Source organism: Methanococcus maripaludis (genome assembly GCF_013760955.1).
GTDB lineage: Archaea > AGJL01 > Methanococci > Methanococcales > Methanococcaceae > Methanococcus > Methanococcus maripaludis_A.
Genome location: NZ_JACDUL010000001.1, coordinates 441136 through 463969, shown reverse-complemented (window position 1 = coordinate 463969; position 22834 = coordinate 441136). Strand labels below are relative to the sequence as shown.

Annotated in this window: 22 protein-coding genes; 10 read left to right on the top strand and 12 right to left on the bottom strand. The window is 32.8% G+C overall.

Features of this window, described 5'->3' with window-relative positions:
- Positions 1–16 precede the first annotated feature (16 nt).
- Positions 17–3082, bottom strand: a complete 3066-nt coding sequence (locus tag HNP90_RS02595; RefSeq protein WP_011977309.1) for a hypothetical protein — start codon at positions 3080–3082, stop codon at positions 17–19.
- A 311-nt stretch (positions 3083–3393) separates the two neighbouring features.
- On the opposite strand from HNP90_RS02595, the gene wtpA reads away from it, so the two are divergent.
- The 4 genes from wtpA to HNP90_RS02575 all read left to right on the top strand — a co-directional run bounded on the left by wtpA (position 3394) and on the right by HNP90_RS02575 (position 7144).
- Positions 3394–4428 (top strand): tungstate ABC transporter substrate-binding protein WtpA, encoded by a 1035-nt coding sequence (gene wtpA, locus HNP90_RS02590; RefSeq protein ID WP_011977308.1) that lies wholly within the window; start codon positions 3394–3396, stop codon positions 4426–4428.
- 81 nt (positions 4429–4509) lie between these two features.
- Positions 4510–5313, top strand: a complete 804-nt coding sequence (gene modA / locus HNP90_RS02585; protein ID WP_011977307.1) for a molybdate ABC transporter substrate-binding protein — start codon at positions 4510–4512, stop codon at positions 5311–5313.
- Positions 5304–6086: an ABC transporter permease gene (locus HNP90_RS02580; RefSeq protein ID WP_011977306.1), complete on the top strand. Its 783-nt coding sequence runs from the start codon at positions 5304–5306 to the stop codon at positions 6084–6086. Before modA ends, HNP90_RS02580 begins: the two co-directional genes overlap by 10 nt.
- Positions 6083–7144: an ATP-binding cassette domain-containing protein gene (locus HNP90_RS02575; protein ID WP_011977305.1), complete on the top strand. Its 1062-nt coding sequence runs from the start codon at positions 6083–6085 to the stop codon at positions 7142–7144. The genes HNP90_RS02580 and HNP90_RS02575 overlap by 4 nt, the downstream gene beginning before the upstream one ends.
- A 4-nt stretch (positions 7145–7148) precedes the next feature.
- Here the strand turns inward: HNP90_RS02575 and HNP90_RS02570 are convergent, their stop codons facing one another.
- Both HNP90_RS02570 and HNP90_RS02565 read right to left on the bottom strand, forming a co-directional pair.
- Positions 7149–8339 (bottom strand): NAD(P)-binding protein, encoded by a 1191-nt coding sequence (locus tag HNP90_RS02570; RefSeq protein ID WP_011977304.1) that lies wholly within the window; start codon positions 8337–8339, stop codon positions 7149–7151.
- Positions 8340–8393: 54 nt separating this feature from the next.
- Positions 8394–9617 (bottom strand): proteasome-activating nucleotidase, encoded by a 1224-nt coding sequence (locus HNP90_RS02565; protein WP_011977303.1) that lies wholly within the window; start codon positions 9615–9617, stop codon positions 8394–8396.
- A gap of 301 nt (positions 9618–9918) precedes the next feature.
- On the opposite strand from HNP90_RS02565, the gene HNP90_RS02560 reads away from it, so the two are divergent.
- Entirely contained in the window at positions 9919–10395 is a 477-nt protein-coding gene (locus HNP90_RS02560) for a multiprotein bridging factor aMBF1 (protein ID WP_011977302.1), read from the top strand.
- A gap of 7 nt (positions 10396–10402) precedes the next feature.
- Here HNP90_RS02560 and HNP90_RS02555 read toward each other — a convergent pair whose 3' ends face one another.
- The 4 genes from HNP90_RS02555 to HNP90_RS02540 are packed head-to-tail and all read right to left on the bottom strand — an operon-like array spanning position 10403 to position 13025.
- The gene (locus tag HNP90_RS02555) at positions 10403–11176 is read right to left on the bottom strand and encodes an isopentenyl phosphate kinase (RefSeq protein WP_011977301.1); all 774 of its coding nucleotides are present in this window, start codon (positions 11174–11176) and stop codon (positions 10403–10405) included.
- A 23-nt stretch (positions 11177–11199) separates the two neighbouring features.
- On the bottom strand, positions 11200–12051 hold the full coding sequence (locus HNP90_RS02550; protein ID WP_011977300.1) for a methanogenesis marker 8 protein: 852 nt from the start codon (positions 12049–12051) through the stop codon (positions 11200–11202).
- Between the two features lie 26 nt (positions 12052–12077).
- Positions 12078–12464 carry a cell division protein SepF gene (locus HNP90_RS02545; protein WP_011977299.1) on the bottom strand — a complete coding sequence of 129 codons (387 nt, stop codon included), beginning with the start codon at positions 12462–12464 and terminating at the stop codon, positions 12078–12080.
- 6 nt (positions 12465–12470) lie between these two features.
- Positions 12471–13025, bottom strand: a complete 555-nt coding sequence (locus tag HNP90_RS02540; RefSeq protein ID WP_011977298.1) for an Era-like GTP-binding protein — start codon at positions 13023–13025, stop codon at positions 12471–12473.
- A 76-nt stretch (positions 13026–13101) separates the two neighbouring features.
- Between HNP90_RS02540 and HNP90_RS02535 the strand changes: the two genes are divergently transcribed.
- A complete protein-coding gene (locus tag HNP90_RS02535; RefSeq protein ID WP_011977297.1) occupies positions 13102–13893 on the top strand; it encodes an HAD family hydrolase in 792 nt (263 codons plus the stop codon).
- Positions 13894–13898: 5 nt separating this feature from the next.
- On the opposite strand, the gene HNP90_RS02530 is transcribed toward HNP90_RS02535, so the two are convergent.
- The 3 genes from HNP90_RS02530 to HNP90_RS02520 all read right to left on the bottom strand — a co-directional run bounded on the left by HNP90_RS02530 (position 13899) and on the right by HNP90_RS02520 (position 17303).
- Entirely contained in the window at positions 13899–15116 is a 1218-nt protein-coding gene (locus HNP90_RS02530; RefSeq protein WP_011977296.1) for a methionine adenosyltransferase, read from the bottom strand.
- 129 nt (positions 15117–15245) lie between these two features.
- Positions 15246–16430 (bottom strand): bifunctional hydroxymethylpyrimidine kinase/phosphomethylpyrimidine kinase, encoded by a 1185-nt coding sequence (locus HNP90_RS02525; RefSeq protein ID WP_011977295.1) that lies wholly within the window; start codon positions 16428–16430, stop codon positions 15246–15248.
- A 9-nt stretch (positions 16431–16439) separates the two neighbouring features.
- Complete coding sequence (locus HNP90_RS02520; protein ID WP_011977294.1) at positions 16440–17303, bottom strand: radical SAM protein; 864 nt, start codon at positions 17301–17303, stop codon at positions 16440–16442.
- 196 nt (positions 17304–17499) lie between these two features.
- Between HNP90_RS02520 and HNP90_RS02515 the strand changes: the two genes are divergently transcribed.
- A complete protein-coding gene (locus tag HNP90_RS02515) occupies positions 17500–18192 on the top strand; it encodes a DUF169 domain-containing protein (RefSeq protein WP_011977293.1) in 693 nt (230 codons plus the stop codon).
- Positions 18193–18202: 10 nt separating this feature from the next.
- Here the strand turns inward: HNP90_RS02515 and HNP90_RS02510 are convergent, their stop codons facing one another.
- Positions 18203–19573 carry an MFS transporter gene (locus HNP90_RS02510; protein WP_011977292.1) on the bottom strand — a complete coding sequence of 457 codons (1371 nt, stop codon included), beginning with the start codon at positions 19571–19573 and terminating at the stop codon, positions 18203–18205.
- A gap of 74 nt (positions 19574–19647) precedes the next feature.
- Here HNP90_RS02510 and HNP90_RS02505 point away from each other — a divergent pair, with 74 nt between their 5' ends.
- The 3 genes from HNP90_RS02505 to HNP90_RS02495 all read left to right on the top strand — a co-directional run bounded on the left by HNP90_RS02505 (position 19648) and on the right by HNP90_RS02495 (position 21169).
- A complete protein-coding gene (locus HNP90_RS02505) occupies positions 19648–19890 on the top strand; it encodes an MJ0307 family thioredoxin (RefSeq protein WP_011977291.1) in 243 nt (80 codons plus the stop codon).
- Positions 19891–20004: 114 nt separating this feature from the next.
- Positions 20005–20820 carry a sulfurtransferase TusA family protein gene (locus HNP90_RS02500; RefSeq protein ID WP_011977290.1) on the top strand — a complete coding sequence of 272 codons (816 nt, stop codon included), beginning with the start codon at positions 20005–20007 and terminating at the stop codon, positions 20818–20820.
- 13 nt (positions 20821–20833) lie between these two features.
- Positions 20834–21169: a DUF5400 domain-containing protein gene (locus HNP90_RS02495; RefSeq protein WP_011977289.1), complete on the top strand. Its 336-nt coding sequence runs from the start codon at positions 20834–20836 to the stop codon at positions 21167–21169.
- A gap of 866 nt (positions 21170–22035) precedes the next feature.
- Here the strand turns inward: HNP90_RS02495 and HNP90_RS02490 are convergent.
- On the bottom strand, positions 22036–22710 hold the full coding sequence (locus HNP90_RS02490; protein ID WP_011977288.1) for a tetratricopeptide repeat protein: 675 nt from the start codon (positions 22708–22710) through the stop codon (positions 22036–22038).
- Positions 22711–22834: the final 124 nt, after the last annotated feature.

The window sequence follows — 22834 nt, the reverse complement described above, 5'->3', positions numbered from 1 at the left end:
GTGGCTCCAGTAATTATCAGATAATTTTTGATTCTATCTCTTCAATATCTCTTTTTATATCGTAATTTTCAGACTTTTTAAGTTCAAAAAGTTTATTTATCAAATTTTCGTCTATTTTGGATACATCCTGAATTTTAAAGAATCTCAATAATACCAATCTAGAATCATCGTTTGATTTTTCAATTTTTTCAATCAGAAGTTTGGAAATGGTGTTTAAAAGTTCTTTATCCATACTATAATCGCTAAGTACTTTTACAATTTTTTTGAAATTTGTCCAGCTTGAGGTATCCAGTAGGACAATAAGTTTTTCAAGAAATTCCTTTGAGAACGCGTAATATTTTGAATTTTTAGCATGGTAATCGAGTGCATCGAGAGTTTCTCCAACTACTTTATCGTCAGGATAATCTAAAAATAAATTTAAGAATATAATCCAGTCCCTATTTTTTGAATTTCCTGCGATATTCTTTGAAAGCCATTCTGGTTTATTTTTAACGATTTCTACAGTTAATAAAAGTGCATTTTTTGAAATTATGCTGTAATCTGTTGAAAGTGTTAGATAGTATAAATCATCCAGAAGTTCTGAATTTTCAACATCTATTTTATTTAAAAAATCTGAGTTTGGGTCATGAATTACATTTTTTAAAATTTTCAGGATAATTGTAATTAATATTACGGAAGGAATTTTTGAATAATCAGATAAAAAATACAGTATGTCGTTGAAATTAATCGATTCGTAATCGTAATCTGATTTTTTATGTAAAATATGGTTTAATTTTACGTAAAGTTCTTCTGGAGATATATTTTTTATTTTTTCATCAGATAGTCCCTTGATCCCCTTTAGATCGTTTAAATAGGTATCAAATTCTTCTTTTTCAAGAACTATTCGTCTGCTTTCAAGATCTGATTGCAAATTTAAAATATTGAGGCAGGATTTTGTAAGTTTTTCATCCCTGTACATTATTAAAATTTCTTTTATCTTCATACTCATTTCTTCGCTGAGTTCGAACCCTTCTTTTAAATAAACAAGGATTTCTTCAAGCCCGTCGATTTTGTGTTCAATTATCGGATTATTCAGACTGTTTGAGATTTGAATTTCAAGGGATTTTGGAATTAATTTGTACCTGTTTTTTAAATTATTTAGTAAATGATCTGCACTTTCATAATCTTTTTTTAGTTTTACGAGTTCTTCGATTAAATATGAAGAATCTACTTTTGATTCATATGTTTCGAGGAATTTTAATACTTTTGAAATATTTTTTTCATCATTTTTTAGGATGTAACTATCCAACATTATCTTTAATTTTTCCAGAAATGCAGCAGAAGATACGGGGTTTTCAAGATATGATTCGGGATAATCTACAATTTTTAATTCGTTCTGAAAATTTTCCGAACGGTTTTCTAGATTGTCTAAAATTTTATTTAGAATATCTTTTATAATGGCTTTTGAAGGAGAATGTTCTTCGGTTACGTGGAGATTTCCCAAGCTAAATTTAAGTTTTGATGCAATATTGAAGTTTTTCAGTATTTCTGAATTTTTTTCCAGTAATTCGTTGAAGAATAAGTAGTATTCAAGTCTCAATTCCCAGTAAGGACTTTTTAGGTTGTGGATTGCTTCTAAAATAATTTTTTCAGGGATTTTTACATCGTATTTTGAAAGTATTCGAAGCATCCATATGCCAATATTTCTGACGAGGTATACTTCATCATGAAGAATCTGGTTTAAAAGGTCAAAGTTTATAAAGTCTTTAGCTTCGTCAAAATACAGAACCGTTCCAATTTTTTTTGCACTTTCGTATCGCTCAAGCCAGTATTCATTTTCAAAATTTTTTTCAGTAGATTTCAAATACTGGTATCTTTCTGCAGGGCCCATGTAGCGCATTTTTAAATCAAGAGAACTGATTAAATACGGATTTTTATCGACTTTGGGTAAGGTATTATATTTTTCAATTAAAAGGGGCATTCCAAAGTGATAGCATAGAGGATGTTCCTTTAAAATATTTTCAAATGGATAATTATCAAACGTTTCATCAATTTTTTCATCTAAATCCAATTTTTTCATTTTAAACAATGAATAAAGGATTTTTAGGGAGTATGCTTTTGATAAATGCTCCTTTCCAGAAATATTCTTTTTTAGGTAGTAAAATATCTTTTCAAAATCCACATTTTTAGGTTCCATATCTAAAATACAGCACATATCCAAGATCAAATGGCATGAAACCAGCTCTTGTATATTATTCAAATGTTTTTTATAGAATTTTGAAATTTGGTCGTTAAATATCAAAGGATATTTTGAAAATGCATTTTTAACTTCTGAAATATTGTTTTTAAGTGAAATTGCAGCGAGCAATGAATAAAAATCGTTTTCATTTGATAGGTATTTTAACAATTCAATTATTGTATTTTCACCCAATTCTTCTGAAATTGCGAGGTCTGTTAGTGATTTGGAGATTTCATCATTGGTATTAACAGAACTGACTGGTTTTGTATCCATTTTTTTATTGAACACAAGGTGGGAATATCTCAAAAGGTTTCTATCAAGTTGTGAAAAGTCGTCAAGAGTTCCAAGTGCGATTAATTGCACCAACTCGGATTTATCATATGTTGATACCATTACAATTTCAGATAATGCTTTATCTAAAAATTCCGGGCTGAATCTTGAAATCAAAGAAAGTCCCACTATTCCTTTTATTCTTTCTTCCGTATTTTTTGAGTAAATTCCGTTTTTAAAATGTTCAACATGCCTCTCAATTACATCGGGTTCAAAAGCTTTTATCGCATGTTTGGCATGTTCTGAGAGAATGTTGTTCGAAAACTCTGTAGTGAAGTATATGCAGGATAAAAATTCGCTGAAAACTTCCGGAAATTTGTTTAAAATGTTTGAAAACGCAGTTATTACATTTAATCTTATTGAAATGTCATTTTCCAAGGTAAGTTTTAAAATCTCATCCATTCGACTTTTAATTTCTTTTATTCCCAGGTACCCTAAGATTTTGGTAGCTTCTGTCTTTTCTTTAACGTCTTTCGAAATTACGTAGCCATCAAACCTTTTCAATAATTCTTCTTTTGACATTTCCGCATACATGGCCTCACCAAAAAGACTGAATAAAATCAAAAATACTGCGTTGAAACTATTGTTATTACTTTTCTATTTTCCTACATATATCAATATTTCTATCCCGGATTTAACGTTTTATTTAAAAAAATCATATTATATCGTTATTAATATCATCAAATCTTTAAAAAAGTCTTTTTTATTTTATGTAATTAATTATGGTTACCTAGTCCACATAGATAATATATTTAATTATAAAATATTACGTCTGAAATCATCTAGTAATGTATATATAATTTTTAAGTACATAAGATAGGTGTTAACCTAATGGTGGTGGTATTTTGAATAAAAAATCATTAAATATCGTTGCAACGCTCGGGATATTACTTGTTCTCGCGTTCAGCGGATGTGTTGACCAAAGTGCTTCTGATTCCACTTCAGAAGAAAAGGTATTAAAAATATTCCACGCAGGAAGTCTTGCAGTTCCTTTCTTGGAATATGAAACATTGTACGAGGATGAATATCCTAACGTGGACGTTCAGAGAGAATCTGCAGGCAGTGTCGCTTGTGTTAGAAAAATAACTGAACTCAACAAAACCGCAGAAATATTGGCTTCTGCAGATTACACGTTAATCCCTGATATGATGATGCCAGACTATGCGGACTGGTACGTAATGGTTTCAAAAAATGAAATCGTTATCGCATACACTGAAAACAGCCAGTACTACGATGAAATTACATCAGACAACTGGTATGAAATTTTCCAAAGGGATGGAGTAAAATACGGTTTTTCAAGCCCTAATGACGACCCCTGCGGATACAGAACCCAGATGGTAGTACAGCTTGCAGAAACAGCTTACGGAGATTCAACAATCTACGACAATCTAATGCTTAAAAATTCAAACTTCATGGTTGATGAAAATGCGGATGGAACTTACCTTGTAAGAAGCCCTTCAACCATTGATGTTAACGAAGACAAAGTATTCATGAGGAGCAAAGAAGTAGACCTCTTGGGCCCCTTAGAAACTGGTGCATTCGATTACTTATTCATATACAAGAGTGTTGCAAATCAGCACAACTTATCATTCATAGAACTTCCTGATGAGATTAACCTCGGAAACTATGCAAATGCAGATGATTATGCTACAACAAGCATAATTTTAGAAGGTCAAAACAGTACGATTCTCGCAAAACCAATCGTTTACGGAATGACTGTACCTTCAAATGCAGATGACTACGAAGAAGGAGTTAGTTTTACAAAAATGGTATTGGAACACCCTGAAGTGTTCGAAAATTCAGGACAACCTGCAATTAGCCCAGCAATCGCTATTGGAAATGTTCCTGAAGAATTAAGCGACTTAGTCGTAATGGGATAATTAAAATCCCTTATTTTTTTTGCACTTTTTTACTTTTGAACATATGTGCAAAATTACTACTATCTATAAATCGGTGATAATTTGAAAAAAATATTGGTGCTAGGAATTGTTGGAGTTTTACTTCTAACCTGTTTTGCAGGCTGTACCGACAATTCAGCAGATGCAGGCTCTGAAAAGATATACGATGGTAAAACATTAAGATTGTGCTGTGGAGCAGGTTTGATGAAACCTATGAATGAAATAATTGCTAACTTTGAAAACGAAACCGGGGCAAAAGTTCAGGTTCATTACGGTGGAAGTGCTGAAGTATTCGGTGTTTTAACCACAACCGGTGAATGTGACGTATTTATTCCTGGTGCATACAAATATACTGAAGATGCAATGAAAGCAGGATACATATTAAATGAAACTGTTTTAACTGTGGTCGACCACGTTCCAGTAATCGCGGTTCCTGAAGGAAATCCTAAAAATGTAACGTGTCTTGAAGATTTAGCAAGAGAAGATGTATCTGTTGTTTTAGGGGACCCGCAAGCATGTGCTATTGGAAAAACTGCTAAAAGCATATGTGAAAAGAATGGAATATGGGAAGCTGTAAATGTAAATGTTGAAGTTTTCACGCCTACTGTAAACCAGCTTTTAATCTACGAAGCAACAGGACAGGCAGATGCGACTATAATCTGGGAAGACATGGTTACATGGGCAGAATCAGAAGGAAAAATTGTAGTTATTCAAATACCAAAAGATCAAAATACCATAAAAACAATACCTACTGCAGTTACCACCATGGCAGAGGATGTTGAATTTGCAAAAGCTTTCAATGATTATGTAGTTTCCGAAGAATCATTTGAACTCTGGCAGAAGTGGGGTTTTAACCCATGCAACTAATTAGTTTTAAAAAAATGTCAATTTTTCTGACATTTTTGTTTACATTTTTACTTTTTTTATCGATAAGTTCACTCATTTTAGTTCCAAAGTTTGAAGACGTGTTTGCCGCGTTATTTCATCCAGAAATGATCTATTCTCTTAAAGTATCGCTATATTCATCATTAATTTCAACAGCATTTGTTTTGGGATTTTCAATTCCTACAGGCTATGCCATATCTAGATATTCATTTCCTGGAAAAAGTATTGTCAAAGCAATACTTGATTTACCGATAGCATTTCCAGAACTTGTGTTGGGGCTTGCACTTTTGCTTTTATTTGGGCAAACTTTTATCGGGGACTTATTGGAGTTTTTTGGAATAAAGGTGGTATTTACTAAACTTGGAATAGTTGTAGCTCAGATTTTCACAGCACTCCCCTATGCAATAAGGATTGTATGTTCTACTTTTCAAGATATTAATCCGAGATACGAACTTGTTTCTAGGAGTCTTGGATACGGCGAGTTCGAAACTTTTAAAAATGTTACTCTTCCGATGGCGAGAAGTGGAATTTTTGCTTCATCGATAATTGCTTTTGCAAGATGCATGGGTACGTTTGGAACTGTCTTAATGCTTGCCGGTGGAACGTACATGTATACAGAAACGCTCCCGATAACGTTGTATCTAAACATGTCATATGGAAATCTTGGAATGGCGATTTCGAGTGGAATAGTACTCTTAATGATATCCTTTATTGCGATTTTGATATTTGAGAAATACGAAGGAGGGAAATTTTGAGTTTCGTTAAAGTTGAAAACTTAAATATCAATCTGGGCGAGTTTAAGTTAGAGGACGTTAATTTAAGTGTTGAAAAAGGAGATTACGTAACAATAATTGGGCCAACGGGTAGTGGAAAGTCCATACTTTTAGAAACTGCGCTTGGGTTTTATACTCCTGAAATTGGAAGGATATTTGTAGAAGAAAAAGAGATAACGAACTTAAATCCTGAAAAAAGAGATATAAGTATAATTTATCAGGATTATGCACTGTTTCCGCACATGACAGTTTATGAAAATATTGAATACGGTCTTAAAAAGAAATTGAAGGATAAAAACATCATAAAAGAAGAAATTCTTCAGATAACAAAGTTGCTTGGAATCGATCATCTTCTCAACCGAAAACCCGAAACATTAAGTGGTGGGGAAATGCAGAGGGCATCCATTGCAAGAGGGCTTATCATAAAGCCAAAAATCCTGTTTATGGATGAACCCTTCAGTGCACTGGACGTTAAAACGAAAGAAAAGATTAGGGTACTCGTTAAAAATGCAATAAAAAAATATGGAACAACGGTACTCCACGTAACACACGATTTCGATGATATCTGGAGTCTTGCAGATAAAGTACTGATAATGAAGGGCGGAAGAGTTTATCAGTATGGAACTCCAGAAAATGTATTTTCAAATCCTTCGTCCGAAATTGTTGCAGATTTTGTGGGTACAAATATTCTCGATTCAAAAGTGGAAGAAGTTTCAAATGACATTTCAGTTTTGGATGTTTCTGGAGTAAAGATATATTCTTCTGATATTGCAGAAGTTGGTGAGAATGTAAAAATATCGATTAGGCCAGAAAGTATAATCGTTGCTTTAAAATGTTTTGACAGCTCCGCAAAAAATGTATTCAATGGAAAAGTTACAGAAATCCAAAAAAGAGGACATCTGGTCTGGTTAACTTTGGATATTGGCGGCATTGATATAAAAGTTCTCATAACACCAAATTCACTCGAAGCTTTGGAAATTAAAGAAAATAAAAATTTATGTGTGATGTTCAAAGCATCAGGTGTCAAAATAATAAGATAATAAATTATTTTTTTAATTTTTCAATATGGTTTAAAACTGCAATGACACTCATCGCAACACCTTCAACTTCAATTCCCCCGACCCCTTTTACGCCATCTCCAACAAGTAATAGATTATCTCTAACGATTGGATTTAGGTCAGTTCCATTTGAAGCATGATTTACAGGCCAACCATTACCGTAACTTTGAATGGATATCACTTCGTAGTCTTTTCCACCAAATAATGATTCGATATCATTTAAAGCAAGGTTTATTTCTTCTTTGGTATTATTTTTGATCTGGGTTGCATGTAGCATTATTAAGTTATAGTCTTCTTTTGTCAAACTCCTGTCGACATTTGAAGGCTGGTTTAAACCGTTAATTCTTTCGCAATCAGTTGTAAATATAACACTTGCACCATCTACAAGACTCGATTTACTTGCAACATTTATTTTTATTCCTTTTGACGGAACTGGCTCTTTTTCAATAAATTTAACATTTGAAAGGCTTTCCGTTACTTTTGGAGATGCATTGCTTATTACTATGTCAAAGGGTTCTGAATCAATAAATGCACCATTTCCTTCAATTTCGATTTTTTCTACTGCATGACCAGTATAAATTTTTCCGCCGTTTTTATTAATTATTTCAACGAGGCTATCGATAACGCCCTTACAACCACCAACTGGAATTCCGGGGCCTCCAAATTTATGATATAATCTACTTATTTCCATAACTTCTGACATTGGGGTGTCATATGCATTTAAACTCAAAGCCCAACCGCTAAACGAGTTTCCAACCGCAAGAGCGAGGGGTATATCTTCTAAAAATTCACCAAATGGCATATTTTTGTCAATTTTTCCAAGTTTTAGGCTTGCAGCAAGTTTCAACCCTTTTAATTTTTCCTTTGTATTAACAAGTCCAAAAATGTCCTTGTATTCGTGATTTTTTCCGTTTACTCGAAAGTATCCATCTGGCACGGAATTTACTATTTTTACGTTACTACCTGCTCTTCGAAGAGTCTGTGCTAAATACCCGTCATTTCCATGGGGTATCATGTGAAGAGCTCCAGTAGTTAATTGAAACCCTTTATAAGGAATATTTGTAAACCTACCTCCAACAAATGGAAGTTTTTCGTAAATTGTAACTGAGTGTTCCTTTGATAAAATTGCACCGCTTAATAGGCCCCCAAGGCCTGCTCCAATAATTCCAATTTTCATAAACATCACTTAAAAAAGTTTAAAATAAAAATAATTTAAAAAAATAGTAGTTAATTATCCGTACATTACGGTTAATTGTGGCATATCGTAACTGCATTTTTCTTTTTTACCTGTAATTTTTGAGATAGCTTCTTTGAAGTCGTCCATTTTGATGAATTCTCTTTCTTCTCTTATCGCAAACATACCTGCTTCGGTACATACTGCCTTTAAGTCAGCACCAACCATGTTTTCTGCAAGTTTTGCAACTTCTCTCAAATCAACATTTTTGAGGTTCATCTTTTCAGTATGGATTTTCAAGATTTCAAGCCTTCCATCTTCATCAGGCATTGAAATTTCAATGATTCTATCAAATCTTCCGGGTCTTAATATTGCAGGGTCTAAAATGTCCGGTCTGTTCGTTGCAGCAATGATTTTTACATCGCCTCTTGAATCAAAACCATCCATTTCTGCAAGAAGCTGCATTAAAGTTCTTTGAACTTCTCTATCTCCACCGGTTAATGATTCAGTTCTTTTGCTTGCAACTGCATCGATTTCGTCAATGAATATGATGCAAGGTGATTTTTCTTTTGCAAGTTTGAAAACATCCCTTACAAGTTTTGCACCTTCACCGATGAATTTTTTGACCAGTTCTGAACCAACAACTCTAACAAATGATGCGTTGGTTTCGTATGCAACAGCTTTTGCAAGAAGTGTTTTTCCAGTTCCCGGAGGTCCGTAGAGCAGTACTCCTTTTGGTGGAACGATACCCACTTTTTCAAATAGTTCTGGGTTTTTAAGTGGAAGTTCTACTACTTCTTTAATATCCCTAATCTGATTGTTCAAACCACCGATATCTTCAAAGGAAATGTCTGGTTTTTCTTCAATTTCCATTGCCATAGCTCGGTAGTCTTTTTCTTTAGGAAGTACTTCTACAATTGCAAGTGTCTGTTGATTTAAACAAACTCTTGCTCCTGGAACAATGTCTTCAGGATCTACAAATTGTGAAAGGTTTACAAGGAAATTTGGGCCTGTAGAACTTTTAACAACTGCTTTTCTTTCGTTTACTTTGTCGAGTATTGTGCCGAGTATTAATGGCGGAATTCTTAATTTATCAAGTTCTCGCTTTAATATTTCATTTTCTTTTTTAATTTGTACGTTCTCTCTAGTTACATCTTTATTTTTTAATTCCAATCTCAAAACTTTACTTTCTAACTCTGCAATCTGAGTTTTCTCTTTAAATTCTTTTAAATCCATTTTATTTTTTTCTATATCTGTGGAATAATCATCTGGGTAACTCATGATTTACCTCCATAATAATTATGATAAAAATGATGCTATATAGCGCTTTCTCATTGATTTTTTTTCTCGCAAAACAGTTTTTACACCCATCGAAAACATTTTTACATCTTTCCAATAAGGGTATATGTTTATAATTTATTTGAGCTATATAAATTTATGGATATACTATATAAATACCAAAATAGATACTATTAAATAATTGAAAATATATTCTCTAATGAAGCATTTACCATTTAAATGCTATGTAATCTGGATAAATTGGTTAAAAATATCTCTAAATTTAATATATTAAGGTGTAGGTATGCAATGCGAACTCTGCGGAAAAGAGGTTAAGGATATCATTAAAACAAGAGTAGAAGGCGTAGAAATGAATGTATGCGAGGCTTGTGCAAAGTTTGGCATGTCGCCGAAAGGATATTCTAGAAAACCAAAGGCAGTATTCAAAACTGAAATAAAAGAAAAACCAGTTAAAAGACCTAGAAAAGATATGTTTGATAATTTAAAAACTCTGGTCGAAGATTACGGCTCTCTGGTAAAGGAAGCAAGGGAAAAGAAAAACATGACCTTGGAAGAACTTTCAAGAGCTGTTGGAATTAAAGAATCTCTCATTCACAAAATAGAAAGAAACGAAATCGAACCTGAGGAAAAATACGTAAAAATCCTCGAAAAAGCACTTGGAATTTCTTTCTACGAAGAAGGAGACTACAATTACGAAGCAAACAATGATGAAAGTGATTTTACACTTGGGGACTTTATTAAAGTTAAAAACAGAAAATAATTTAAAATTAGTTTATCAGTGTTCCTTTTACATTTTTTAAAAGGGCATTGTATATATTTCTTTTTTTATTTCCATTAAATATTATCGTTTCAATGCCTAAATTATAGCATTCCATTACTTTTAGATGCATTCCGCCAGTTACATCTTCTTTATTTGATGGTTTCAACGATTTTAAAACATCTTCGATATTTTTTGAATTGATATTTTCAATTATTTTAAATTTTGAATCCCACACACCATCGACATCAGATGCATGAAGACTTAAATCCGGGTTTAATTTTTTTGAAAGATATGGAAGCGCATGGTCTCCAGAAAAAATCTTGAAATTGCCTGTTTTTTCATCAATTACGATATCGCCATGGATTACTGGAACCAATCCCTTATCGAGCATTTTTTCAACTGCGTTTGTGTCAAAGTGCAAACTACAATTAGTATCAAAAGTGATAAAGGATGAAGCCTGAATTGAAACTGCAGGAATTTCGAAATTTTGAAGTTCTTCGATTACAATGTTGTTGAATTTACGCATTGCTTTTTGAATTTCCCAGTATCCTTTGCCCATATCTACAAATTTTCCGTCTTTAAGATATTTTTTTGCAACAGGGTGGCCAAAAGAGCCCCCGCCATGAACAATAATAAGTTTAAAATCTTCATTTTTGGATTTGTAGTGTTCAATTGCTTCTTTTATTTCAATCGCGATATTTTCTAAATTTTCCCAGTTTATCGAGTACGGGGTATTCTTATCGCAGAGGATGCTCCCTCCTAGTTTTAAAATTGCGAACATGGATATACACCAAATAAAAAAGATTATTGAGGAGGTTCTGTAAAGTAAGGTAGAGTTTCGTTTGTAGTTATCAAAATAGGCCTGTCAATTTCTTTCAACCGTTCAAATAAAAGTTCTTTTCCAGACTGTGAAAGTGCAAATATTGGAACTCCGCTTCCCGCCTGAGCTTTTATATTGAGTGATTTTGATTTCAACAAGTTTTTAGATGCACAAGCTGAGATTATATCGATATATTGTAGATAATCGTCATAATCTGAAAGCCTTATTCCCGTTGTATGAACTCCAAAAGTTATGATTTTTACATCATTCTTTTCCAATTTTTTTATTTCTAAAGCATCTTTCAAATTGGAAACAGAAACTCCAATTTTTTTGTAGCCCATTTTAATTGCAAGTTTTACGCCATTGATCTGATCAATCGAAGCATCGTCTTTTGATAAAACTATTCCTTTGGCAGTTTCAATTTTTTCAATTACTTCTTTTACAGGGGTAGTTTTGATAATTCCAGAAATTCTTCCACAAAGTCCTTGAACTAGTTTTGGATTATCTGTAACAACCGTTCCAGCACAGTCTGAAACAATAACAACAGCATCTAAAAATCCTTTATTTAAAGCGCTCATAAAAATTTCAGAAGTTCCAAATCCAACAAATGGGGAATCGTCTAAAACAACTCTGTCTTTTGTAAATAGCCCAAAACTTTCAATCCGAAATTCAACGTTTTTCTGGATTGATTCTTTGTTAATTTCTTTAATTTCAAAATGTTTTGCAAAAAGAGGACAAAATGATAGTATGGGATCGCTAACATCGACAACTTTCCCATTTTTTACGGTAACTTTCGCGTTTCCGAGAACTTCCATTACGTGGATATCTTCATTCAATCGAGTCACCATTTAACTTAAGTTAGTTATTCTTTCGTTTTCGGGGTTTCTTCTTTTACCATTCTTTCGATTGTGGTGTTTGAAGGAACTGCTAAAACTTTGGTTTCGCAGAGTCTTACTATTTTTCCGCCGGTTTTTCCAACTTTTTCTTTTAAACTGGATAAAACTTTTGCGTAATCATCATCAATGTCTCTTTCAAGGTTGATCGTGTTTGCAATAACTAAATAGCCTGCTTCAGTTAACACAGCTATTTCCGTTGCATCTTTAAAGTCTTCTAAGTCGCAAACTTTAATTTTTACAGTTTCAAGTCCTTCGTAGCCTTTTACAGGGAGTTCTACGTATTCTTCAATTGGTACAGGACTGCTTGTTTTTAATGTATCGCCTGAAATCATCTTTTTGATTTTTTTTAACAACACAGATCACCTTCTTAATATTTCTATGATGGTACTTAGTAATTCCCCGATACCTTCGTATGTGGTTGAGGATGTGAAAAAAACCTTATTTTCCAATCTCCCCTCAACATACTTTCTCAAATCTTCTCGTTTGGAATTTTCTATCAAATCACATTTATTAATAACTACTATAATAGGTTTTCGATATCGGAATTTCAATAAGTGGTGCAATTTTTCGAAACTTTTGAATAAGTCAGTACTTCCATCGATTATGTGGATTATCAAGTCCGAGTCATCAATTTCAGCATATGTTTTTTCAAGAACACTTCCAACCATAACAACCGATCTATTTTCGCCTGCGTAGAGCCCACCTAAATCTACAAACGTGAGTTTTGCAAAATCTGGATTAATTTTTTGTTTGCCTATTTTGATTTTTCCCCAAAATTTTTTTACAGGCATTTTGGTCGTTCCACCAACTTCTGAAACTTCTGAAATGTTTTTTCCAAAAATGGAGTTTACAAGAGACGATTTCCCAGAGTTTTCCGGGCCAACAAGTGCTATTTTAAACTGAAGTTCTTCCATAGTTATCCCAAAGTTTGTTAATTATAAAATATAATAATTACATAATATTTAATGTATAACAATTTTTAGTGATATCATGAAACTTGCAGTAGTTTTTGATGCATCGGGTACTCTTGTAAGCATAAGAAGAATTATCAAAAATGTGGTTACTCAGAAGTTTTTGTGTAACTGTCAGACTGTGGACATAGTAGATGAAAAAAAAGGAAGAAGTCTTGTAATTTTAAAAGAAAACCCTCTCGAAGTCCTGGATAATAAAAATCCGGATATTTTAATTTCGAGTTTTTTAAACAGTGTAAACTGGGGAATTACTTACTGCAACCCGCCAATTGACCAATCAGGAATTTTTAAAGATATTGAAACAAAATTAAAAGAACTTCAGGATCCTCTAACAGTTTTAAAAAGGTTTGACATTGAAACAGATTATGGTTCAGCAATAATTGCTGATACGATAACGGGTAGGATAGAGTATACTGTTGCAACCGGAGGCTGTATCTTCCCGGAAGTTTCAAAAACAATTCAGACACTAGAAAATATGGGGGTATCGGTATTTATTGCATCAGGAGACAGTAGGAAATACATAGAACGGCTTGGAAATATTATTGGGGTTGAAAATAAGTGTTTAATGCCCGAAGCCCACCATAAATTAAAAAGAGATCTTATTTTAAATTTAAAACAGGACGGTTATACCGTTGTAATGGTGGGGGATGCTTCAAACGATATTTTAGCAATGGAAGAAAGTGATTTATCAGTTATAACTCTTCAAAATGGAAACGTGTCAAAAAAAGCGCTTGAAACTGCTCAGGTAAAAATTGAAAATATCTCTGAGATAGTCGATGTAGTTAAAAATTACATGAATGAAAAAAAATAATTTAATTAGAAAGTGGTTACGTTTCCACTTACAATTCTTTCAGTTACTTCGGTAATGTTGTCGAGCCATTTCTGTGCAATTTCTTTAGCTTTAGGGCTTAAATCTTCTAATTCAAATCCATTTTCAGGAATCATTTCAATATCGAGGATTTTTGGTTCAGTAATTGGTTTTCCGATCTGGCTCAAAATCCTGATCTGGCATTCCCTTACTCCTTCGATTTTAGCAACATCTTCTGCAATGATGTTTGAGAGGATGTTGTAGATTTTTCCAATGTGGTTAATTGGGTTTTTACCGCTTGTAGCTTCCATACTCATTGGTCTGAATGGTGTGATAAGTCCGTTTGCTCTGTTACCTCTTCCTACGGAACCATCGTCACCCATTTCTGCGGAAGTTCCTGTAACAGTTAAGAAGATACAGTCTTCATCATCATCTGCAGTGTTGATGCATACTTCTAATTCGTGACCGTCTAAGTATTTTTTAGCGTTTTCTTCAACTTTTGCTTTCGCAAGTTCCTTAACTTTTACGTAATCTGCGCATGAGTTTACATATTTATCGACAGCAGCCATAGCAATTGTTAAAGTGATTTTTTTGCCTTCTCTAAGTCCCATAACTTTGATGTCTTCCCCAACTGCAGGGATTTCTGCTTTTAAAGCATCGCTGTTTAATAATTTTTCAGTTTCTAAAACGATTTTTTCAGTCGTACTGAGTGGAGCGTGACCTACACCAAATGAAGTGTCGTTTGCGTGAGGAATTTCGCTTCTTTTTCTGTCAAATACTTCAACTAAGTCAACGGAGCCCTGTCCTATTCTGCAGTCAACAACAACGTCCTTTTCAAGATCCATGTTTCTTAAAGCTTTTTTCAAGTAATCTCTTGCAGCGTTTACTGCGGTTGTGTTAACCGGTAATTTAATAATTTTTCCGCTTTCTTTATCTAAAACTTCCATTGTAGCTCTTCCTGAGAGCAAGATGTAAATTGGGCTTACCATGCATCCGCCGCCGAGTTCAGGGTATGCGTAACCTCCAACAAGTTCAACTTGGTCCGTGTTGTGGTGTAAAACTACGCCCATTTTTTCTTTGTACATTTTGCACAATGCAACGCTTACGCTTTCTGCAACACCGTCGCAAATACTGTCAGGGTGGCCGATTCCCTTCCTTTCTACGATTTCTACAGGGGTTTCATCAATTGGAGTTCTTTCCAATCTTTTAACAACGATATTTGCCAATAAAATCACCGTTTAAATTTATGGTACTCTCGATAAAAATACTAAAAGCATAATTGAATTTATATTATTTAAATCTACCTTTTATGAAATAACACGAAAATTCAAATAAAAAATGGAATTTTTTTGATTTTATCCGGTTTTAATAATATCTTCAATTTTTTGAAGCTTTTTAACAATTTCCAAAGAATCTTTTCCAAGAATTATTAAATCTGGTTTTTTTTCTTTAAAATACAAAATATCAGGATAAGATTCATCACAAACGACACAATTAGTTACAGCCGAAATAAGACTGTTTTTTTCTAAATTATCTATTAAATATATTGAAAGTTCTGAATTTTTTAATTTTTCCAATGAATATTCATCGAATTTTATTTTTGCACAAGCTCTCATCTGCGGATTAACTTCTTTTAAATTTAGTAATATTTCTGAAATATCATTTGAAATCCCAAATTTAATTTTTTCATCTTCACTTATTGTAGCAATATCTGCATAATTTTCAGGTAAAAGAATACTTTCAACAAGATTTAAATCTTTAAAAATGGAATTTTCCATATTCTTAATTAAATTTAAAGCATAAAATAGATTTCTTTCAACCGATTCTTTGGTTACATATGTTGGATTTGAATTGTACCCAAATTTTGTTTTTTCTGCGTAAATTACAGACCCAAGTACAAATTCTTTTGCAGATTTTATCGATTCTTCAACATTCATTTCATCGGATAAAAAACAGGTAATTGCAGAGGAATACGTACAGCCAGTTCCATGAACCTCTTTTTCCACGTATTTTCCAGTTATTTCAATATTTTTGTCATCAATTTTTAAAACATCTGTTTTTCCGGTTACAAGAACTGTAATATCATTTAAATCATGGTGGGAAGTTTCAAACATTTTTTCAATAATTTCAAATTCTTTTAAATTTGGAGTTATCAAAAAGCACTCTTTAAAAAATTCCAAATACTTTTTAATTAACATTTCATCCGAAAACTCGAAATGTGTGGTTGATTTCAAAACAGGGTCGCAAATTATGTTAAAATTATATTTATTTTTAAATTCTAAAATAATATCAATTGAATCAATGGTTAAAACTCCAGTTTTAACCCAATTTACTTCAAAATCTTCGAAAATTGCATTAAACTGCGCTTTTATCTCTTCTTTTGATAAATCTTTCTTTAAAAAAACTTTATTATTGTTTTGAGGAATAATTGATGTTATTATTGAAAGAGGGTTTTTTTGAAGTTCTTTTATCGTTTTTACATCTGTAACGATTCCCGCACCGCCTGTCGGGTCAAAACCTCCAACTGATAAGATATTCATGAAAATCACCTAGAATGAAATTGGCGTGTATTCCCTTTTTATTACTGGAACTTCTGAAACACAGTCGCTATTTATTGAATTTAATATAAATCCATCCATTGTTTTTAAATACACAAGTAAACAACCCTTTATAGTCACATTTACGTTTGGTGCAACTTTTTTAATTTTTTCAATCAACAGTAATAAATCTTTTATTTTTCCAACGTTTTCAAGGTTTCCAATTTTTTCAAGTTCATCTAAATTTTCAGGATGAATTACGAGTTGGTGAACCATCATTTCAGAAACACCGATTTCATTTAGCATTTCACCAAGTTTTACAAGTTCCTCATCGTTAAATCCTGGAATATATATTGATCGAACGATTGTGTGGAAGTATTTTGATGATAGTTTTATATTTTCAAAAACTTTTTCAAAAGTATCTTTTTTTACGAGTTTTTCATGCGTTTTATTGTCAGATGCACTCAAACTGATCATTATCATGTCTAAACCGAGGTCTTTAAATTCTTTTAATAGTTCTTCATTTAAAAGTGATCCATTGGTCTGTAAATCGCATCTCAATCCTTTAGATTTTACATATTTAATTGCATTTTTTACCTTTTCCGGGTGTATCAGTGGTTCACCGTACTGGCTTATGGTAACGGCTTTAAATTTACTTAAATCTCCATATACTCCTGGTTTTACACTCGTTAAATTAGAATAACAGAATATACAATCGTGATTACATTCTTGCGTTATTTCGATAGTTGGGTGGTGGTGAGGGTCTTCATTTTTTAGATCCATTCCTTCGCAACCAATGCAATGCTTTATAACTTTTAAATCATTTACAATATTTTCCAAACGGTCACAAATCTCATTTCTTAACGTTATTTTCAAAATTTCACCGGATTATTTCGAAAGATATTTATTTTTCAATCTTTAAAATTATACTGCACATACAACATAGATAAAATATATGGATAAAGGATAGTTGTGCAAGGTTTTAACACAAATGAAAACATTTATATATTACGGATGTTGATAGTTGTGTGTAAAACATACACAAATAGATTTAGTGGACTGGTGATAGTAAATGGAAATTCAAAAAATCAAAGAACTTGGAAAAAAACTTCAAGACCTTTTGGGACTCGAAAAACCTGCAACAGCAGTTAAACTTGCAAAATCAAAAGAAGAAATTCCTGAAGGTTATGCTGAAATAGAAGCGCCTGTAAGACACTGTGAAATGATTCAAAATGCAAGAATTGAAGGTAAAAAGTTCTACGCAACAGCAGAAAAACATGTATGTAAAGGTGGAGCTTATGCAATTGGAATTTTACAAAATCCGCCTGAACCATTAAAAACTGGGGTTTTATACCACAATTTAGGAAATTTCCCAACAGAAGAGGCTGCAATCAAAACCGTTGAGGCAATTCCAAGAGTTAAAGAAGAAATTTACGCAGGAGTTTACGCACCATTAAATGACGCAGACTTTGAACCCGACAGTATTGTAGTTTTAGTAACTCCAAAACAAGGTTTAAGACTTACTCAAGCACTCAATTATACGGCAGGCGGTAGGTTCCAGGCAGATTTTGCAGGAATTCAATCTTTATGTGCTGATGCAGTAGCTGCTGTAAAAACAAGAGGCGTCGCAAATGCAACACTTGGATGCAACGGTTCAAGGGCTTACGCACACGTTAAGGATGATGAACTCGTATTTGCATTTCCACTTTCAGATTTAGAAAACTTAGTTTCAGCATTAGAATACTTCAAAGAAAAATGGAATTAAAATTAAATAATTAATTTTTATTTCTGATATTTTTTCTAGCAAGTGACGCAAAAATTCCAATTGCGCATAATACTGCAGAAACTTTAAACGATGTAGTTATTCCCTGAAGGAATAGCGGGCTGAATTCTGCAGAGATGGAATTATTTCCAACATAAAATGCAATCAATACTGTTATTATTGCCATACTAATCATTTGACCTAAAATCCTTACGGTTGCAAGCATTGCAGAGGCAACACCTGCAAACTTCCTTTCAACTGAACTCATTATTGCATTTGTGTTTGGGGAGCTAAATACTGCAAATCCAAAGCCAAGAAGCACTAGATTTAAAATTATTTGATAGATGCTTGTATCTAACCTGATAAATGTAAATAATAACAACCCAACACAAGTAATTCCCATTCCAAGGGACGCTAAAATTCTAGGTTCAATTTTATCGGATAATTTTCCGGTAACTGGCGAAAATATTGCTTGTACAAGAGGTTGTGCTAAAAGGATCAGTCCTGCATCTTGAGCAGAAAATCCCCTCAAACTCTGAAGATAAAAGCTGATCAAAAACGCAACTGCATAAGTTGCGCCATAATTTAAGAGTGCAGCAAGGTTTGACATTGAAAATGCGAGATTATCTGTAAGAAGTTTGATGTTTAGAATTGGATTTTCTGTTTTATATTCCCTGCAGATGAATATTGATCCAAAAATTAATGAAGTTAATATAAAAATAGATCCACCTGAACTGAGTGTAATAAATCCGTATACCAAGAATACAAGCGAAATCATGTATGTAATTGAGCCGAAATAATCAAAAATCTCGCCTTTTGCATCACACCATTCATTTAATACGAATTTCTTGGCAATAATATAAGTTATAATCCCAATAATTCCTGAAAATAAAAATATACTTCTCCATCCGAAATAGTGGGTTAAAATTCCTCCAAGAAATGGCCCTAAACTTAATCCAATATAAACTGTAGCAATATTGATTCCAAGGGCTTTTCCTCTTTCGTTTAACGGATAAACTGAAGTTAGTATTGCAATAGCAGTTCCAAATATCATGGCACTAGCTATTCCCTGGAGTACACGAAATATGATCAATTGGTTAATTGACCCTGAAAATATTCCCATTAAAGACGATAATCCAAAAATTAACAATCCATTTAATAAAATTCGTTTCCTACCAATAATATCCGCAATCCTGCCAACAGGTAGCAAAAATGCAGAACTTGCAAGTAGGAATGAAGTTACAATCCACCCTAAAATGATGGTATCTGCTGAAAATTCTGTTCCAATACTTGGAAGAGCAAGATTCAATGCAGTACTCATAAAAGGGGTTAAAAATGATGAAATTGCGGCTACGATTGCCACTATGGATTTTTCGTTTCGCATCTGAATCGCCAAATATATAATGTCATAATCTTATAGTTTATTTAAGCAAATAAAAAAACTTATCGGGTGAATTTATGGTAAAAGTTGAAGTATTTACATCACCTATGTGTCCACACTGCCCAGCAGCTAAAAGAGTAGTTGATGAAGTTGCAAAAGAGATCGACGGACTCGAAATTGTACATATTAACGTAATGGAACATCCAGAAAAGGCTGCTGAACTTGGAATTATGGCAGTTCCAACCGTTGCAATAAACGGGGAAGTTAAGTTTGTTGGAGCACCAACAAAAGATGCATTAATCGCAGAACTTAAAAAATAATCTATTTTATACATTTCATTAATTTTAATTTAATTTTAATAATCGAGAAAACTCGAAAACACATAAAGAATGGTTGTGCATAATAATGACATATCTATAAATTATGGTGTAATCATGATAAAAGAGATAAACGTAAAATCACTCAGAAGTCCTGCAATGCTGGTAGAAAAAGTAATCGAGAAAACAGATGGCGGAATTTTGGTAATCGAAACCGATGGAGATTCCCAAATCAAAGAAATTTCCGAATTAATCAAAAAAATGGGATACAAAATGGAAGTCGATGGAACAGATATTAAGGTGAGTATTGGGGAAATCGAAGCTTCAAAATCCATAAATGTTGTTGGTGCTAGCTGTCCGGGTCCAATTTTGATGGTCGGTGAAGTTTTAGAAAGAATGGCTGTTGGTGAAGTTTTAGAAATAATTGCAGGGCCAAATGCGTTTACTGACCTTACCGAAGGACTGAAAAGCATGGGAAATGACATACTTTCCGCAGAAAAGACGGATGGCGGAAATTACAAGATTTTAATCAAAAAAGAAGAAAAGAAAAAAGAACTCGGAGTTTCATTGGATATCGATGAGGTATTTATCATCAACATGACGGGAACTGGAAATGCTGAAAAAGCATATGCAACTTTCATGATGGCAGACGTAGCTCAGAACATGAAATTGAAGCCAACGATCTTTTTAATGTTTGATGGAGCAAGTCTCGCATTGAAAGGAGAATGTGACAAGGTAAAACACCCTGCATTCCCAAAACTTGGTGATAAATTAAGAGCAGCAATCAAATCAGGAGTTAAAATATACGTATGCGAAATGAGTTCTGAATTCAGGGGTGTTGATAAAAAACTCGAAGACGGAATTGAGATTGCCGGAGCACCTACATTCTTTAGATTTCTTTCAAAACCAAATGCAAGGCCAGTATGGTTATAATTAAGGTGAAAATATGTCAGACGTAACAATGCTAGTATCTCTAGCTTTAATTTTTGGTTCAATGCTTTCTGGATTTGCAACATTTAGGATGAGTGGAATGAGGTTAATGCCACATTTTATAGCTTTAATTTTGGCATTTGTACTTACTATTGGAACATTCATAACTCCAAATACGATAGTATTCTACTTGGCAATCCTATTCCAGATTTTAGCGCCAATAACCGTTTGCGGAACCATATGTAATATTATAAAGACCCAGTACCAGACTACGGGGATATATTCATCCCACCTCGCATTAATGGGAATGTTGATTGTAATGGCAATTGGAAACTTATTAATGTATATATAACTTTTGTTGCCCACTGTGGGGAACATTAAGCACATACCAATATTCCTATTTTTTTACATCGAAGAAAGTTGATATTCTTAGATTTCAAAATAAACGATTAAAATAGCTTATTTTTTTAGAGCATTTAAAGACGAATAAAGCGCAGTTAAACGATTTTAACAAAAAAGTTACGAAAAACGATTAGATACAATTTAGGCTTTTTTTGAGGTAAAGCCCAAAATGACGTACAGACATTGACTCTCTATTAAGAGCCCTAACGGGCGGATCGATGTACGCCCTACACCCTCCGGGTGTATGGCTACCACACTTACAATGGGCTTCGCCCATGAAATGAGTCTTTGGACTTATTGATTTTATTGGAGTTAAGAACTGCTGCGCAGTTCATATAATCAAGCTTAATTTTAAACAATCAAAGCAATGTTTCAATTGCTTTCGCAGGTCGCGACCTGCTCAGAACTACCTGAAAAACTGCTTATATGATTTTATTTTTAGAGAGTGCAATTTTTCGACGGTAGCCCACGCAATTTAGGAAATATCAGAGGACAAGCCATGGCTTATATACCCTTTGGGTATATGTCGCCTATGGCGATTTTAGAGCTTAGCGCTTATTGATTTATGCCCCTTCGGGTGCGGAAACCCATATATAAGTTCCAAGAACTGAATTAATAACAAACTAACAACTAACTAACTGTAAATACTAATCATAAACTAACGATAATACAACAATTAAATTAAATAAAAAAGAATAAATACAGAATAATAACAATAATAACAAATAATTAAAGGTTAAATAATAAATAAAGAATAATAACAAATAAATAATACTAAATAACAATAAATAACCAATAATATAAGAAATAAGTAAATTAATCATATTTTTCAATAAAATCCAAAGCATCCAAAATTTGAACAGAATATTCAACACAATTTGGATCTACCTTTGACATTTCAGCATAATCTCTTGCAGTTTCATATTCTCCAAGATTCATTAAACATATTGCTCGAGCAATATAAAGATCACAAGAAGCATTAACTTTTTCAATCTTCATCAAACAATAATCTGCATTTCTATAATCATTATTTTGTAGATATTTAGTTGCATATTCTTCGTATGTATCATAATCAACATTTAATTTAAAATAAATATCAAAATGATTCCTAGTTCCATCTTGATAAATTAAATTAACGTTTGTTAAAGTTCCTGGATCTCTATCAACATTGTAAAGTTCATTTTCCAAACATTGAATTCTATCCTGATTATCAAAAATTAATTCATAACTAGATACATTTTTAAAATCACAAGCATAAAGACAAAAATCATACCTATTTGCAAAAATTGGTGCATTCCACGGATATTTTTTTAAATTTTCAGTAGAAATTTGAACAGTATTTACTTCATTTTGAACCGTTTCATTTTCATTTGAACTATCAACAATTTCAATAACTTTTTCGGTAAGGTCTGAATCTGGAACATTAACATTTACTGTAACACATCCTGAAAACAAAGTTAAAATTGAAATTAAACAAATTAATTTTTTCATAATTTCCCCCAATAAATTAACAAAATAGATTATTACTCAAAATATTAAAAAAAGTATTGTTTTATTTAAAATAATTATTCCAAAAACAAATAATATCAAATAATAAAAATATAGCTCCCCCTTT

Excerpts from the sequence above, each read along its gene's own strand:
- HNP90_RS02595 (WP_011977309.1), bottom strand. The coding sequence starts at position 3,082 with ATGTATGCGGAAATGTCAAAAGAAGAATTATTGAAAAGGTTTGATGGC.
- HNP90_RS02580 (WP_011977306.1), top strand. The coding sequence starts at position 5,304 with ATGCAACTAATTAGTTTTAAAAAAATGTCAATTTTTCTGACATTTTTG.
- HNP90_RS02570 (WP_011977304.1), bottom strand. The coding sequence starts at position 8,339 with ATGAAAATTGGAATTATTGGAGCAGGCCTTGGGGGCCTATTAAGCGGT.
- HNP90_RS02565 (WP_011977303.1), bottom strand. The coding sequence starts at position 9,617 with ATGAGTTACCCAGATGATTATTCCACAGATATAGAAAAAAATAAAATG.
- HNP90_RS02560 (WP_011977302.1), top strand. The coding sequence starts at position 9,919 with ATGCAATGCGAACTCTGCGGAAAAGAGGTTAAGGATATCATTAAAACA.
- HNP90_RS02555 (WP_011977301.1), bottom strand. The coding sequence starts at position 11,176 with ATGTTCGCAATTTTAAAACTAGGAGGGAGCATCCTCTGCGATAAGAAT.
- HNP90_RS02540 (WP_011977298.1), bottom strand. The coding sequence starts at position 13,025 with ATGGAAGAACTTCAGTTTAAAATAGCACTTGTTGGCCCGGAAAACTCT.
- HNP90_RS02535 (WP_011977297.1), top strand. The coding sequence starts at position 13,102 with ATGAAACTTGCAGTAGTTTTTGATGCATCGGGTACTCTTGTAAGCATA.
- HNP90_RS02525 (WP_011977295.1), bottom strand. The coding sequence starts at position 16,430 with ATGAATATCTTATCAGTTGGAGGTTTTGACCCGACAGGCGGTGCGGGA.
- HNP90_RS02515 (WP_011977293.1), top strand. The coding sequence starts at position 17,500 with ATGGAAATTCAAAAAATCAAAGAACTTGGAAAAAAACTTCAAGACCTT.
- HNP90_RS02510 (WP_011977292.1), bottom strand. The coding sequence starts at position 19,573 with ATGCGAAACGAAAAATCCATAGTGGCAATCGTAGCCGCAATTTCATCA.
- HNP90_RS02505 (WP_011977291.1), top strand. The coding sequence starts at position 19,648 with ATGGTAAAAGTTGAAGTATTTACATCACCTATGTGTCCACACTGCCCA.
- HNP90_RS02500 (WP_011977290.1), top strand. The coding sequence starts at position 20,005 with ATGATAAAAGAGATAAACGTAAAATCACTCAGAAGTCCTGCAATGCTG.
- HNP90_RS02495 (WP_011977289.1), top strand. The coding sequence starts at position 20,834 with ATGTCAGACGTAACAATGCTAGTATCTCTAGCTTTAATTTTTGGTTCA.
- HNP90_RS02490 (WP_011977288.1), bottom strand. The coding sequence starts at position 22,710 with ATGAAAAAATTAATTTGTTTAATTTCAATTTTAACTTTGTTTTCAGGA.